The organism is Larsenimonas rhizosphaerae (assembly GCF_023700005.1).
Lineage (GTDB): Bacteria > Pseudomonadota > Gammaproteobacteria > Pseudomonadales > Halomonadaceae > Larsenimonas > Larsenimonas rhizosphaerae.
The window spans coordinates 695,763-710,707 of sequence record NZ_JAMLJK010000001.1; the positions used below are offsets into that span (position 1 = coordinate 695,763).

Annotated in this window: 14 protein-coding genes; 6 read left to right on the forward strand and 8 right to left on the reverse strand. The window is 58.3% G+C overall.

The features are described 5' to 3' along the window. Nucleotides 1-110: 110 nt before the first annotated feature. Both NAT21_RS03105 and NAT21_RS03110 read right to left on the reverse strand, forming a co-directional pair. On the reverse strand, nt 111-2,948 hold the full coding sequence (locus tag NAT21_RS03105; RefSeq protein ID WP_250935600.1) for a valine--tRNA ligase: 2,838 nt from the start codon (nt 2,946-2,948) through the stop codon (nt 111-113). A 230-nt stretch (nt 2,949-3,178) separates the two neighbouring features. Then, the gene (locus NAT21_RS03110) at nt 3,179-3,625 is read right to left on the reverse strand and encodes a PACE efflux transporter (RefSeq protein ID WP_250935602.1); all 447 of its coding nucleotides are present in this window, start codon (nt 3,623-3,625) and stop codon (nt 3,179-3,181) included. Between the two features lie 132 nt (nt 3,626-3,757). On the opposite strand from NAT21_RS03110, the gene NAT21_RS03115 reads away from it, so the two are divergent. After that, complete coding sequence (locus NAT21_RS03115; protein WP_250935604.1) at nt 3,758-4,660, forward strand: LysR family transcriptional regulator; 903 nt, start codon at nt 3,758-3,760, stop codon at nt 4,658-4,660. 6 nt (nt 4,661-4,666) lie between these two features. Here NAT21_RS03115 and NAT21_RS03120 read toward each other — a convergent pair whose 3' ends face one another. The 4 genes from NAT21_RS03120 to NAT21_RS03135 form a co-directional block, all read right to left on the reverse strand. After that, complete coding sequence (locus NAT21_RS03120; RefSeq protein ID WP_250935606.1) at nt 4,667-5,098, reverse strand: DNA polymerase III subunit chi; 432 nt, start codon at nt 5,096-5,098, stop codon at nt 4,667-4,669. Between the two features lie 8 nt (nt 5,099-5,106). Beyond that, complete coding sequence (locus tag NAT21_RS03125) at nt 5,107-5,853, reverse strand: glucose 1-dehydrogenase (RefSeq protein WP_250935608.1); 747 nt, start codon at nt 5,851-5,853, stop codon at nt 5,107-5,109. A gap of 11 nt (nt 5,854-5,864) precedes the next feature. Continuing rightward, nucleotides 5,865-6,959: a branched-chain amino acid aminotransferase gene (locus NAT21_RS03130; protein WP_250935610.1), complete on the reverse strand. Its 1,095-nt coding sequence runs from the start codon at nt 6,957-6,959 to the stop codon at nt 5,865-5,867. Between the two features lie 115 nt (nt 6,960-7,074). After that, nucleotides 7,075-8,577, reverse strand: a complete 1,503-nt coding sequence (locus tag NAT21_RS03135; RefSeq protein WP_250935612.1) for a leucyl aminopeptidase — start codon at nt 8,575-8,577, stop codon at nt 7,075-7,077. A 204-nt stretch (nt 8,578-8,781) separates the two neighbouring features. Between NAT21_RS03135 and lptF the strand changes: the two genes are divergently transcribed. From lptF to bfr, 5 genes are all read left to right on the forward strand, one after another. Continuing rightward, nucleotides 8,782-9,873 carry an LPS export ABC transporter permease LptF gene (gene lptF / locus NAT21_RS03140; RefSeq protein WP_250935615.1) on the forward strand — a complete coding sequence of 364 codons (1,092 nt, stop codon included), beginning with the start codon at nt 8,782-8,784 and terminating at the stop codon, nt 9,871-9,873. Next, a complete protein-coding gene (gene lptG, locus NAT21_RS03145; RefSeq protein ID WP_250935617.1) occupies nt 9,857-10,918 on the forward strand; it encodes an LPS export ABC transporter permease LptG in 1,062 nt (353 codons plus the stop codon). The genes lptF and lptG overlap by 17 nt, the downstream gene beginning before the upstream one ends. A gap of 177 nt (nt 10,919-11,095) precedes the next feature. Further along, nucleotides 11,096-12,616: an acetaldehyde dehydrogenase ExaC gene (gene exaC / locus NAT21_RS03150; protein WP_250935620.1), complete on the forward strand. Its 1,521-nt coding sequence runs from the start codon at nt 11,096-11,098 to the stop codon at nt 12,614-12,616. Nucleotides 12,617-12,914: 298 nt separating this feature from the next. Further along, nucleotides 12,915-13,115 (forward strand): (2Fe-2S)-binding protein, encoded by a 201-nt coding sequence (locus tag NAT21_RS03155; protein ID WP_250935622.1) that lies wholly within the window; start codon nt 12,915-12,917, stop codon nt 13,113-13,115. A gap of 222 nt (nt 13,116-13,337) precedes the next feature. Beyond that, nucleotides 13,338-13,835 (forward strand): bacterioferritin, encoded by a 498-nt coding sequence (bfr, locus tag NAT21_RS03160; protein WP_250935624.1) that lies wholly within the window; start codon nt 13,338-13,340, stop codon nt 13,833-13,835. 74 nt (nt 13,836-13,909) lie between these two features. Here the strand turns inward: bfr and NAT21_RS03165 are convergent, their stop codons facing one another. Both NAT21_RS03165 and tcdA read right to left on the reverse strand, forming a co-directional pair. After that, nucleotides 13,910-14,146, reverse strand: coding sequence for a DUF1653 domain-containing protein (locus tag NAT21_RS03165; RefSeq protein ID WP_250935627.1), 237 nt, complete (start codon nt 14,144-14,146; stop codon nt 13,910-13,912). Beyond that, on the reverse strand, nt 14,143-14,943 hold the full coding sequence (gene tcdA, locus NAT21_RS03170) for a tRNA cyclic N6-threonylcarbamoyladenosine(37) synthase TcdA (RefSeq protein ID WP_250935629.1): 801 nt from the start codon (nt 14,941-14,943) through the stop codon (nt 14,143-14,145). The genes NAT21_RS03165 and tcdA overlap by 4 nt, the downstream gene beginning before the upstream one ends. Nucleotides 14,944-14,945 lie beyond the last annotated feature (2 nt).

The following is a 14,945-nucleotide window of genomic DNA, read 5'->3' on the forward strand; positions in this document are numbered from 1 at the left end:
CAGAACAGTGTTTTTTAACATTGTGTTAAGTTAGGTATGCAGTTTCTGCGTGGATGGTCACAAAAAACGGCCGCACAAGGCGGCCGTTTGCTGATCAAGGGATGGCTGTTTTAAAGGCGGGCAATCTTTTCACGCTGGCTGACCAGTGCCGCCAGGGCATCACGGAAATCGGCCAGCTTGGCCTGTTCCTTTTCGACCACGACTGCTGGTGCCTTGGCAAGGAAGCCCTCATTGCCAAGCTTGCGTTCGGTACCGCCGATCAGGCCCTCCTGCTTTTTGATCTCCTTGTCCAGACGGGCCAGCTCGGAATCCTTGTCGATCAGATCGGCCATGGGCACCAGCACTTCCATATGCCCCACCAGTTGGGTCGCTGATACGGGCGGCTCCTGTGCGCTGTCGAGCCACTGCACATCACTCAGCTTGGCCAGTTTGGTCAAAAAGACCCGGTTGGCGTCAAGCTGTTGGCGGTCGGCATCGCTGCCCTTGTCGAGCAACACGTCCAGCGGCTTGCCCGGGGCGATGTTCTTCTCGGCACGAATGTTTCGTACTGCCACAATGACGCCCTTGAGCCATTCGACGCTGGCGGTGGCTTCATCGTCGACCCGGTTTGTATCGGCTGCCGGCCAGGGCTGGATCATGATGGAGTCGCCCTCGACACCGGCCAGCGGGGCGACACGCTGCCAGATCTCTTCGGTAATGAACGGCATCATCGGATGGGCCAGTCGCAGAATGGCTTCCAGCACCCGTACCAGCGTGCGGCGCGTGCCACGCTTGGCTGCCGGCTCGGCTTCCTCATCCCACAGTACCGGCTTGGAGAGTTCCAGATACCAGTCGCAGTATTCGTTCCAGACAAAGTCATAAAGGGCCTGGGAGGCATGATCGAAGCGGTACTCATCCAGCGCGCGCGTCAACTGGGCTTCAACCTGCTGTAACCGGGAAATGATCCAGCGGTCGGGCAGTGACAGCTCAACCTCGCCACCGCCAGCGCCGGTGTCCTGATCTTCGGTATTCATCAGGACATAACGCGCTGCATTCCACAGTTTGTTGCAGAAGTTGCGGTAGCCATCGAGCCGGCCCATGTCGAACTTGATGTCGCGTCCGGTCGAGGCCAGCGACAGGAAGGTGTAACGCAGGGCATCCGTGCCGTGAGGCTCGATGCCATCCGGGAATTCGGCCTTGGTGGCTTTGGCGACCGCCCTGGCCTTCTGTGGCTGCATCATGTTACCGGTACGCTTGTCGAGCAGGGTATCGAGTTCGATGCCATCGATCAGGTCGATCGGGTCGAGCACGTTGCCCTTGGACTTCGACATCTTTTGGCCCTGGCTGTCCCGTACCAGACCGTGAACGTAGACGGTCCTGAAGGGGACCTGGTCCGTGAACTTCAGGGTCATCATGATCATTCGGGCGACCCAGAAGAAAATGATGTCAAAGCCGGTTACCAGTGTGCCGGTCGGGTGGAACGTTTCAAGTTCCGGCGTCTTTTCCGGCCAGCCGAGGGTGCCGAAGGTCCAGAGTCCGGAGCTGAACCAGGTATCAAGGACGTCGTCGTCCTGGGTCAGGACCACGTCATCGCCCAGACCATGCTGGTCGCGAATCTCCGCTTCACTGCGCCCTACATAGAAGTGCCCATCGGCATCATACCAGGCTGGAATACGGTGGCCCCACCATAGCTGGCGGGAAATACACCAGTCCTGCAGGTCGCGCATCCAGGCAAAATACATGTTCTCGTAGCTTTTCGGCACGAACTGGATATCACCATTCTCGACAGCGGCGATGGCTGGTTTGGCAAGTTCTTCGACGGCCACGAACCACTGATCGGTCAGCAGCGGCTCGATGACGTCACCGGAGCGGTCGCCATAGGGCAGGGTGTTGGTGATGGTCTCGACCTGAGCCAGCAGGCCAAGCGCATCCATGTCGGCCACCAGCTTCTCGCGGGCCGCGAAACGGTTCAGGCCGTGATAAGCCTCGGGCAACGTGGCATCGATGTCGGATAACGGCTTGCCGTCCATCGTGAAGATGTCGGCCTGCGTCAGAATCGCTGCATCCTTGCTGAACACGTTGATCAGCGGCATGTCATGGCGCTTGCCGACGGCGTAGTCGTTGAAGTCGTGCGCCGGGGTGATCTTGACACAGCCCGAGCCCTTGTCCATTTCGGCGTGTTCGTCCGCGACCACCGGAATGCGTCGGCCGACCAGCGGCAGATCAATGTACTTGCCGACCAGCGAGGCATAGCGCTCATCCGCCGGATTGACTGCAACACAGGTATCGCCCAGTAGCGTTTCCGGACGTGTGGTGGCCACGATCAGGTGATCGTCACCGGCATCAGTCGTCACGCCATCGGCCAGGGGGTAGCGGAAGTGCCAGAATTGGCCCTGCTGTTCGCGATTTTCCACTTCAAGATCGGAAATGGCGGTATGCAGCGTCGGGTCCCAGTTGACCAGCCGCTTGCCACGGTAGATCAGGTCGTCGTTGTAAAGGCGAATGAAGACTTCCTGCACCGCCTTGTAAAAGCCATCGTCCATGGTGAAGCGCTCACGGCTCCAGTCGACGCTGGCCCCCATGCGACGAAGCTGACGGGTAATGTGGCCGCCGGATTCGTTCTTCCATTCCCAGATCTTGTCGGTGAAGGCCTCGCGTCCCAGGTCATGGCGGCTCTGGCCGGTTTCGTGTTGCAGCTTGCGTTCTACCAGCATCTGGGTAGCGATACCGGCGTGGTCAGTACCTACCTGCCACAGCGTATTGTTGCCCTGCATCCGCTTGAACCGAATCAGGGTATCCATCAGGGTGTCCTGAAACGCATGGCCCATGTGCAGATTACCGGTCACATTGGGTGGTGGAATCATGACGGAAAACGGCGCGCCCTGGCCTGACGGAGCAAAGCGCTGATCGGCTTCCCATTGGTCATACCAGCGGCGTTCGATTGATTCGGGTTGGTAGGTCTTGTCCATGTACTGACTCGATAGCATAGAGCAGGGTGCAGGGTGCAGAGCTGCTCTGTTGTGAGTGGCAAAATGAGGGATGGCGGGGAGTATAGCGCCTGGAGGGGGGAGGCGTCATCGGCAAGGGGCGAGCAGCGACAACAACAGGCTGAGTGGCGAGGTCATCTGGCCGGCAGGGGGGTAACGGGCGCGGATACTCATCGTCAACGCGCCCGTTTTGGTCCCGGTATCGAACGCCCTCAGGCCTGAGTGGCTGGTGCCCCGTGTGTCGAGCTGTCCGGGATGGGAAAGATTACGTCGTAAACCCAGTTGAAGATCAAGGCGTAGGCCACATAGAAGACGGCCAGCGAGGTAACCAGTGGTGCGGCCTCGGTCAGCGTCTGACCCAGATAAAGCGCAATCAATGGCAGCAGGACGCAGATCAGCCCCAGTTCAAAGCAGATGGAATGAGCCACCCGCATCAGTACGGTCTTGTGAACATGGCCGCGCAAGCGCTTGAGTGCATGATCCACGCCCAGGTTGTAGAAGTAGTTCCAGACGGTGGCCACCACGACGCTGATCACTCCGACCATGCCCATATGGCCGACGCTCAATGAAAAAAGCAGGTGTCCCAGCGGCATGACGATCAACAGGCCGATGATTTCAAACATCAATGCGTGGCGAATACGGTCAAGGGTAGTGCGCATGGTGTCGAGCTTCCGGTAAGTGATACGGCGTACTATCATCCATGAAAGTGCCAAAACCAAGTTGGATACCATCTGTTTCAGTGATGGTTCATGCCATGTATCGTCAGCCACTCCCTGTCCCGGAAGCGCGCCATGACCCCAACGCTTGAACAGCTCAGTGCCCTTGTCGCCACGGCGGATACCGGCTCGTTTTCGGCGGCCGCGCGACGTCTGGGCAAGGCACAGTCGTTGATCAGTACACACGTGGCCAACCTGGAACTCGATCTGGGGCTGACACTCTTTGATCGCAGCGCTCGCCTGCCGGTACTGACGCCTGGTGGGACACGTATGGTGGCCGAGGCACGAAGCGTGCTGGCCCAGCGAGAGCGTTTCCTGGGGGTGGCGCGCCACCTTGAAGCGCATATCGAGCCACGCTTGAGCCTGGCCATTGACGAGTTTTATCCCGAACATCTGATTGGTGGGTTGATGCAGGATTTTGCTCGTCAGTTTCCCAGCGTCGAAATTGAAATGCATTTTCCACTGCTGGAGGATGTGGGGCGCATGCTGAATTCCGGTCAGGCGGATCTGGGGGTGATCTGCCGCCCGCAGCCTCTGTTTCCGGCACTTGAGACCCGTCCGATCGGCCGCGTGCCGCTACGGCTGGTGTGTGGTCAGACACACCCGCTGGCCGAAGAGAAAAGCGTGACGCCTGACTGTCTGAAGCAGCACCGCCAGTTGATCGTGGCCACGCGTGGTCAGCCGGGCTCACGTCTGGCCGAGCGCATTGGCGCGGATGTGTGGTGGGTTGAAAGCCACTTCGTGATGCTTGAGCTGGTCAAGCACGGGGTAGGCTGGACGCTGATGTCCGATCATGTGATTGCGGCGTCACCGGCGCGTCCGTCGCTGGTCACCCTGACTGCCCCGGCACTTGAACGCTGGGTGGCGCTGGAGCTTGGCTGGCATGCCGGCCGAGGGCTGGGTGTGGCAGGAAGCTGGCTGCGAGATCGCTTCCTGACACAGCCCCTGGCGCCGCCGGTCGCTCTGGAGCGGGGCTGATCATGCTCAACCCTTGATCTGGTGTGCCTTGACCGGGTAGCCGCGTGATTTATAGGTCTGCCAGCAGGCCCGTTTGGCCACCAGTACCTCCTGATGCTGGTTGATGATTTCGGCCACCCGCTCAACGTGGGAAAACCAGTCCGGGATGTCAGGGTGGAGGTTCAGCAGGGCATCCACGCCTGGCGGTGGTTCATGGTTCCAGCCCAGGGTGACCGGTGCCTCGGGCGTCAGCGGTTCGACCACCAGCGCATGGGGGACATAGCTGTCGGGCCGAAATGACCAGAGACGCTCATCCATGTCACGGGCCATGGCTTCATCCTCACAGTGAACATGCAGCCGGTATCCCTTGGCAAAGATGGTCTCGGCCAGCCGGCAGGCAAAGGCCAGCCGACCATCGAGCGTTGTCTGTGACAGGATATAAAAGTCGATGTGCGTCATGAGGGGGCTTAAACGCCTCCGTCAATATCGATACGGGCCCCGGTGGTAAACGAGGCTTCATCGCTGGCCAGCCAGAGAATGCCGTGTGCCACTTCCTCGGCCCTGCCTGCACGCCCCATGGGGATGTTGGCTGCTGATGTCGTGGGCTTGTCCGGATTGCCGCCGCTGGCATGAATATCGGTATCGATCACGCCGGGGCGCACCCCATTGACCCGGATGCCATCACCGGCCAGTTCCTTCGCCAGGCCTTCAGTGAAGGTATCAATGGCACCCTTGGAGGCTGCGTAGTCTATATACTCATTGGCGCTGCCACGATGGGCCGCTGCCGATGAGACATTGATGATGGCGCCGCCCTGGCCGCCATGACGCGTGGACATGCGACGGATGGCTTCACGGGCACATATGAAGGGCCCGGTGACGTTGATTCGCATCATTCGGTCGATCCGCTCGATGCTCATGTCTTCGACACGGCTTTTTTGATCGACAATACCGGCATTGTTGACCAGCACGTCCAGGCGTCCGAACTCACGGTCGACCGTATCGAACAGGGCCACGATATCGGCTTCGTGCGCCATGTCGGCCTGAACGGCAATGGCAGTGCCACCTTCGCGCGTGATGGTATCAACCAGCGCCTCGGCGCTGGTTCTGTCACTGCGGTAATTGATCACTACGCGATATCCCTGGCGCGCGGCCAGGGAGGAGGTGGCGGCGCCGATACCGCGGCTTCCGCCGGTAATCAGCATGACCTTGTCCATGAGGATCTCGCTTATGCCAGTTGAGTGAGCCAGCCGTGCCGGTCTTCGGCACGACCGTACTGAATGTCGAGCAGCTTCCTGCGAAGCGTGGAGGCGATGTCGGTCTGCCTGCCACCGGCGATGCGCTCTTCCGGCGTGACCAGTTCGGCAATCGGGGTAATGACGGCAGCGGTGCCGCAGGCGAAGACTTCAGAGATTTCGCCGCTTTTCACGCCATCGCGCCACTCATCGATGCTGATGCGCCGTTCTTCGGGCGTCAGCCCTTCTTCCCGGGCAAGCTGCAGAATGCTGTCACGGGTCACGCCTTCCAGAATGGTGCCGGTCAGTTCCGGAGTGACAATGCGACCGTCCTTGTAGACGAAGAACAGGTTCATGCCGCCAAGCTCTTCGATCCACTTGTTTTCGACGGCATCGAGGAACGCGACCTGGGCGCAGCCATTGGCTTCGGCTTCCTGCTGAGCGACCAGCGAGGAGGCGTAGTTGCCGCCACACTTGGCCGCGCCGGTGCCGCCTGGCGCCGCTCGGTTGTAGTTCTGGGACAGCCAGATGGAGACGGCGTCAAGGTCGCCCTTGAAGTAGGAGCCGGCCGGCGAGGCGATGACGTAGTAGTCCACCAGTTTGGCCGGTTTGACGCCGAGAAACTTCTCGCTGGCGATCATGAATGGGCGAATGTAGAGGCTGCATTCCTCGGTGTCGTCCTTGGGCGTGGGGACCCAGGCCTTGTCCTGTCCGACCAGGGCCTTGACCGAGCCAAGGAAGGTGTCGTCATCGAGCTCGGGCAGCGCGAGGCGGCGCGCGGAGCGACGAAAGCGCTCGGCGTTCTTTTCGGGACGGAAGGTCCAGACACTGCCATCGGCATGGCGGTAGGCCTTGATACCTTCAAATATTTCCTGGGCGTAGTGCAGGACCGAAGCTGCCGGGTCCAGCATGATCGGGCCATAGGGCACGATTTCACCCGGCTCCCAACCACCGTTTTTTGTCCAGCGGACGTGTGCCATGTGGTCGGTAAAATAACTGCCGAATCCGGGGTTGGCCAGAATCTTGTCCCGAATACCGGCCTCGGTGGCGCAGGTGGTGGGACGGACGTAAAACCCTTGAGTGCTCACTGAACGATTCTCCCTGATATCCGAATGTACAGGTGGTGAAGAGATTAGGCTGCTAGCCAACAAAATGAGAATGACACAGGCACGCCGCGCCCGGAAAGGGGCGCGGCGAGATCAATCATTCTTCGTTGAACTGGGCAATTTCCTCGGCCCGGTTGAAAAGGTACTGGCTCAAAAGCCCGACCGGCCGACCGGTGGCTCCTTTCTTGCCGTTCCATGCGACGCCGGCAATATCCAGATGCGCCCAGGGGTAGTTGTCCGTGAAGCGAGAGAGGAAGCAGGCCGCGGTTATGGTGCCTGCCTTCTTGCCGCCGATATTGGCAAGATCTGCGTAGTGGGAGTCGAGCTGACTCTGGTATTCATCCCACAAGGGCAGGTGCCAGGCGCGGTCCCACGCCTGCTCGCCGGCTTCCAGCAGGTCCAGTGCAATGTCATCATCGTTGGACAGCAATCCGGCGGCGTGGTCGCCCAGTGCCACAATACAGGCGCCGGTCAGGGTGGCGATATCGATCACGCTGGCCGGATTGAAGCGTTCTGCATAGGTCAATGCATCGCACAGGACCAGGCGGCCTTCTGCATCGGTATTGAGGATTTCAACACTCAGCCCCTTCAGGGTCTTGATGATGTCGCCTGGCTTGAAGGCTCGGCCATCCGGCATGTTTTCCGCTGCGGCCACGATACCGACCACGTTGATGGCCGGTCGGGTTTCCAGCAGGGTTTTCATGGTGCCGAAGACGCTGGCTGCGCCACACATGTCGAATTTCATTTCATCCATGTCGGCACCCGGCTTGATCGAGATGCCACCCGAATCAAAGGTAATGCCCTTGCCGACCAGAACATGCGGGGCTTCCTCATTGCCGGCGCCCCGGTATTCCATGATGATCAGACGAGAGGGTTCTTCGCTGCCGCGCCCTACGGCCAGAAGGGCACCGGCGCCGAGGTTTTCCAGTTCCTGTTCATCCAGAATGGTAACGTTCAGGGCGCTGTCGCGCCCCAGCGCTTCTGCCTGCTCTGCCAGGTAGCGTGGTGTGCAGATATTGGCTGGCAGGTTACCCAGCTGGCGTGCCAGATTGATGCCCTGACCGACGGCCTTGCCGCGGGCCAGCCCGGCTTCTGCCTTTGCCTTCTGGTTGGAATCGCTCAACAGTACCTGCATCTGCTCAAGCGTGGGCCGGGTCTTTTTGGTGATCTTGTAGTCATCGAAATGGTAAAGGGCGTAAAGCGTTGCTTCGGCAATCGCGTGCGCCTTCCAGGTGATGTCATGGTCTGCCAGTTCGATATCGGTAAATGCAATGGCAGCATTATCGATGCGCAGGGTCAGGGCGTGAGCCAGTGCCGCATCGAGGGCCTTGCGAAATACGGCCGGAGTCATCCTGTCGGTGGTACCGCAACCGACCAGCAGCAGCCGGTCGGTATTGAGGCCCGGTGCAAACGGCAGCAACTGGGTGTGACCGGGGTCTGCCTCGAAATCACCGCGCTCGATCAACTGACCGATCAGACGTTCGCTGGCATCGTCAAGTTTGTCGGTGGCCGAGAGTAACGGGCCGTCCTTGAAGACCGGGACGATGATACAGTCAGTTTCGGTTTTGGCCGGATTTACGGTGAGAACAGGAAAATCCATGGTGTCTCCACAAGACAAGGAAAGAGGGATTCGCGATAATGCGGATCGACGATAGGCTATAACGTACGATCGTTTGTCGCCTGGCTGGATGTATATAAGTGTACGCAAAGGCCGGCGGCTTTGCATGGGTGAACGTAACGCCGTCTGCGACGTCGTACAACCCGGGTACCGGTGGTGCTCGAGAGTCATGAAGGGAGTCAGCGCTTGATCGTTTTTCGTTATTTGATCCGCGAGATCCTGGCAACGATGGCTGCCGTCGCCGGCGTATTGTTGCTGGTGATCATGGGTAGCCGGTTTATTCGCTATTTTACCGACGCAGCCAATGGTGATATTCCCGCCCGGCTGCTGGGTACATTGATGGCATACCACCTGCCGAGCTTTATCGAGCTGGTACTGCCGCTGGCGCTGTTTCTGGGCGTTTTGCTGGCGTATGGACAGCTGTATCTCAACAGCGAGATGACGGTGCTGACGGCCTGCGGCGTCAGCAACAAGAAGCTGTTGTCGGTGACGCTGCTGCCTGGTGCGCTGGTCGCTGTCATTGTGGCCCTGTGTTCCCTGTGGCTGACGCCGGCCGGGTTGTCCCAGAATGAGCAGCTGCTCAAGAACCAGCAGCAACAGGCAGATTTCAGCGCCTTGTCACCGGGCCGGTTTCAGGAGATCGGAGATCGCACCGTATATACTTCCTCGATTACCGATCACGGCTCGATGCTCAATAATGTCTTCATTGCAGAAACCAGAAAGCGTCCCGGCATGGCACCCGAGCAGATAGTCACTCACGCCGACCATGGTTTTCAGGTGAACGATGACACGACGGATTCACGCTTTCTGGTGCTTTCAACGGGCGAGCGTTACGCGGTGACACCCGGTCAGCCGGCAGGTGATCGTCTCACGTTCGATACCTACGGTGTGCGGCAGGAACGGTCAAGCCTGCGTGCAGAACTCGACGATGTGGAGCTTCAGTCCACGTCGGCGCTGATGGCTGACCGAACGGACAAGAGCATGGCAGCGCTGCAGTGGCGTGTCAGCCTGGTCGTGATGATTCCGGTCCTGATCCTGATTGCCCTGCCACTGTCGAAAGTCAATCCGCGTCATGGCCGATTTGCCAAGCTGGTGCCGGCCATCATCCTGCACATGAGCTATCTGAGCCTGTTACTGGCTGCCCAGAATGCGATAGGGGCTGGTCAGTTGCCGGCCTGGATCGGCATGTGGCCCATTCACCTGGTTTATTTTCTGATCGGATTATGGCTGTTCATGCGTGGCCGGCCAGGAGGGCGTCGTCGTGTTCAAGCAGCTTGATCGCTATATTGCCCGGAATGTGCTGTCCGCCATGCTGGTGGTGCAGTTGCTGATTCTGGGACTGGATTTCATTATCACCTACATCAATGACCTGAGTGATGTGGAAGGCGATTACGGTGCCTTTCAGGTATTGATTTACCTGTTGATTCGTCTGCCATACCGATTTTACGAGTACGCACCGGTCGGTGTGCTGCTGGGTGCATTGCTGGGGCTTGGTGCCATGGCGTCAAGCAATGAGCTGACCATCATGCGAGCCGCCGGCTGGTCGTTGGTGCGTATTATCTGGGGTGTCATGAAACCGCTGGGCCTGGTGATACTCGTGACCATGGCCACCGGTGAGCTGGTGGCACCACATACCGAGCAGTTTGCAGCATCATGGCGTGATCAGTTGCAACAGGGGCGTGGTCATGTGGTCACCGAAGACGGTGGCTGGCAGCGTGAGGGGAACAGTTATTACAATTTCGGTTCCATCCAGGGTGACAGCACCCTCATCAACGTCAATCGCTATCGGTTCGACGGTAACCGGCTGGTCGAGGCCACCCATGCCGACCGAGCAACCTACCACTCAGGCAGCTGGCAGCTTCAGGATGTAAGTCGTACCCGCTTTTCCGACAAGGGCACGGTGGTCAACCATGAAGCACAGGCCGACTGGGATACCGAGCTGAAGCCTGCTCTGTTGAAGCTGATCATCAACAAGAAGGAAAGTCAGTCGATGGTGGACCTGTGGCGCTACGGCCGTTATTTGAACGACCAGGGACTGCAGGCCAGCACGACATGGCTTTATTTCTGGCAGAAGCTGCTGCAGCCGGCCATGCTCGCCGGACTGGTGCTGGTGGCAGCGTCCTTCATTTTCGGGCCACTTCGTACCGTGGCGGCGGGGACGCGGGTCTTTTACGGCATCATTACCGGGCTGGTCTTCAAGTACCTGCAGGACCTGCTGGCGCCGGCGTCTACCATCTTCGGCTTTTCACCCATCTGGGCGGTGCTGCTGCCTACGGCGCTGTGCTTCATCATTGGGCTGCTGATGCTGAGACGAACAGGGTAGTACCGGGTGCAGGTGATGAAGGAGCACGAATTCGCGCGGCGAATCGTGCTCTTTTTTATGCCAATACACCATACGACCAAACGCGTTTTGCACAAGGTGGCTGCTTGTTTCTAAAGTAAAAGGGGACGTTATATTTCGGGTAGACCGACCCGTTTACCCTGACCTTTGGAGAACAGCATGAAATACGCACACCCAGGCAACGCTGACGCCATGATCAGCTTTAAAAAGCGCTACGAGAACTTTATCGGTGGGGAGTGGGTAGCACCGGCATCCGGCCAGTATCTTGATAACGTGTCGCCGGTGACGGGCAAGGTCTTCTGTGAAGTGCCACGCTCGAACAGTGACGATATTGATCGCGCCGTGAAGGCCGGCGAACGTGCTGCCGAGGCCTGGGGCAAAACGGCGCCGGCTGAGCGTGGCAATATCCTGTTGCGTATAGCAGACCGGCTCGAGCAGAACCTTGAAATGCTGGCCGTGGCGGAAACCTGGGATAATGGCAAGCCGATTCGTGAATGTCTGGCGGCTGATATTCCGCTGATGATCGACCACTACCGGTACTTTGCAGGCTGTATTCGTGCACAGGAAGGCGGCATCAGCGAAATTGACGAGCATACGGTGGCCTATCACTACCATGAACCCTTTGGTGTGGTGGGGCAGATCATTCCCTGGAATTTTCCGCTGCTGATGGGGGCGTGGAAAATTGCGCCTGCGCTGGCTGCGGGTAACTGTGTGGTGCTGAAGCCTGCGGAGCAAACGCCGGCCTCGATCTGCGTCATGCTTGAGCTGATTCAGGACCTGCTGCCTGCCGGCGTGCTGAATGTGGTACATGGCCTGGGTGAAGAGGCTGGTGACGCACTGGCTTCGCACCCGGGTATTGCCAAGCTGGCGTTCACCGGTTCGACGCCGGTCGGCAGTATCATCATGAGCAAGGCTGCCGAGCGGATCGTGCCGGTTACCCTTGAGCTGGGGGGCAAGTCACCCAATGTCTATTTCTCCGACGTAATGGACCATGGTGAAGAGTTCATCAACAAGTGCGTGGAAGGACTGATGATGACGTTTCTCAATCAGGGGGAAGTATGTACCTGTCCTTCCAGGGCCCTGATTCAGGAAGACATCTACGACGCCCTGATGGAGCGTGCGCTGGAACGCGCCAGAACCCTCAAACAGGGGGACCCGCTGGATACGGACACGGAGCTGGGGGCTCAGGTCTCGAAGGAGCAGTTTGACCGCATCATGTCCTACATGAAGGTCGGCCAGGAAGACAAGGCCGAATTCCTGATTGGCGGCGACAAGACCACTCTGGAAGGTGATCTGGCCGGCGGCTTTTACGTACAGCCCACCATGATGAAGGGCAAAAACGACATGCGTGTCTTCCAGGAAGAGATTTTCGGACCGGTCCTGTCGGTGACCACGTTCAAGGATGAGGCCGAGGCGCTGGCGATCGCCAACGACACCGAGTTCGGGCTTGGTGCCGGGGTCTGGACAACCGATCTCAATCGAGCCTACCGCATGGGGCGCGCGATCAAGGCCGGTCGTGTCTGGACCAACTGCTACCATCAGTACCCGGCGCATGCTGCCTTTGGCGGCTACAAGAAATCCGGCATCGGACGTGAAACCCATAAGCAGATGCTTGAGCACTATCAGCAGGTCAAGTGTCAGTTGATCTCCTATGACCGTAGCCCTGCCGGTCTTTACTAGTTCTTTCACATGTGGAATTTCAAGGGGAGCCCGGCTCCCCTTGTTCGCCTCTACAGGCCCTGTTTCACAGGAAGGTGGTTATCTGAAAGGGCCGGGCCACAGACATGGACCGGCCAGTGACCGGGCATTTTCGACAGTATCGGCATGCAGACGACCCGTCAGCAACACAGGCAGTTGAGCCATTTGATCCGCCGAATAGTTTTTATCAATGGAAAATAGGACTGAATCAGTCCTTTTTCTATTTGCAATCAGTTATGCGAATTATTTACATTTGGCTTTCCGGTTTTGGAGGAAGACCATGTTCGTATGCCTGTGCAAGAATGTGAGTGACCGTCAGCTGAAACAGGCTGTCGAAGACGGGGCCGATAGCTGGCGGGCCGTACGGCTCAAGACTGAATGCGCGACGCAGTGCGGCAAGTGTGCCTGTACAGCCAAGGGTATTGTCGATGATGCACTTGCACAGAAATATGCGGATCTTGGGCTGGGGTATGCGGTGTAGCCTGACGATCCGGCTGATGACGGTGTATTGCGAGCAGTGTTGACTGCGTCAATATGAAGCACTACGAATTGTTCGTATTTTCAGTTTTAAACCACGGTTAAAAAAGTTTAAAAAACGCTCGAATTTTGGTTCTGGATCTTTGATACTACCCTCATTGAACGGATGGACGGCCCTGTGGCCAGCCGTTATATAACTAAAGCAGAACAGTGAGGAGATAGATTCATGAAAAGCGATCCCAAGGTTATTGATCATCTGAACACCATCCTTGGCAACGAGCTTGTCGCCATTAACCAGTATTTTCTGCATGCCCGCATGTATCGCAACTGGGGTCTGCAAGGTCTGGCAAAATGGGAATATGAAGAATCCATCGAAGAAATGAAGCATGCCGATCTGCTGATCGAACGCATTCTCTTTCTGGACGGCCTGCCCAACCTTCAGGATCTGGGCAAGCTGAGCATCGGTGAAGATACCGTGGAAATGCTCAAGTGCGATCTGGCTGCCGAATATACCGGTCACAAGGACCTGCTTGCGGCAATCAAGTATTGTGCATCTGTTGAAGACTGGGTCAGCCATGACCTGCTCAAGCAGATTCTGGCTGATGAAGAAGAGCATATCGATATCATCGAGACCGAACTTGAACTGATCAAGAAGGTTGGCATCGAAAACTATCATGCCAAGCAGATGAATCCTGCCAACGACCGTGAAGAAGGCGGCAGCTAAGCTGCTACTGCCGGTCGAAAAGCCGCCTTTGAAGGGCGGCTTTTTTGTGTCCGGTCGACGGGGCTGACACGGCTTCAGCCATCAGTGAAGGCCTTGACGAGTTGGAAGCGGGGCAGGGGCTCACCCTGCACCTCCACCGTCTCGGTGAACATGCACAGCGGGCGCACCCACAATCCGTAGTCTCCATAAAGTGCTCGGTAGACCACCAGTTCCTCCTCGGTTTCGCTATGCCGGGACAGACCGATAACTTCGTATTGAGGGCCCTTGTAATGCTGGTAAATGCCGGGAACCGGCCGTATCGGTGAACTCATGGGGTTATCTCCCTGTGGGCGGCATGAACCAGCATTTCCAGTGCTTGGGCAGCGGCGGTAAAGCCGAAGCTGCCGGTAACGAAGGTGGCGGCGCCAAATCCCGAGGCGCAGTCGAGGCGAGTGCTGTCTCCAAGACCGGCCTTGCTGGCGCAGATCTCTCCAGCGCCATCGGGGTAGCGCCGCTGTTCGTCGGAGTAAACGCAGCGCACGCCGAAACGGCGTTTGGGATTACGGCTGAAACCGTACTGACGTCGTAGTTGATAGCGCACCTTGGCCAGCAGGGGGTCGTGCTCGGTGCGCGTCAGATCCGCTACCTTGATGCGGGTGGGGTCAATCAGGCCGCCTGCGCCTCCGGTAACCACCAGCGGCTGGCGGCGCCTCTGGCAGAAATTGATCAGCGCGCTTTTGGCATCGACGTTATCGATGGCATCGATGATAACGTCCGCCTCTTCGGGCAGTTTGTCATCCAGGTTGGCCGCAGTGACAAAGGCATGCTGGGTGATGACCTCGATACCCGGAAAAATGGCCCGGGCACGTTCTGCCATTACTTCTACCTTGGGCTTGCCCACCGTGCCATCCAGGGCATGCAGCTGTCGGTTGATGTTGGAGGTGCAGACATCGTCAAGGTCGATCAGCGTCAACCGTCCGATGCCGGAGCGGGCCAGTGCTTCGACGCTCCAGCTGCCCACCCCGCCAATGCCGATGATAACCACATGGGCCTGCCTGAACTGCTCAACGGCACGCTGACCGTAGAGGCGGCGAATGCCGCCAAAGCGAAAATCGTAATCGGTATCCATGA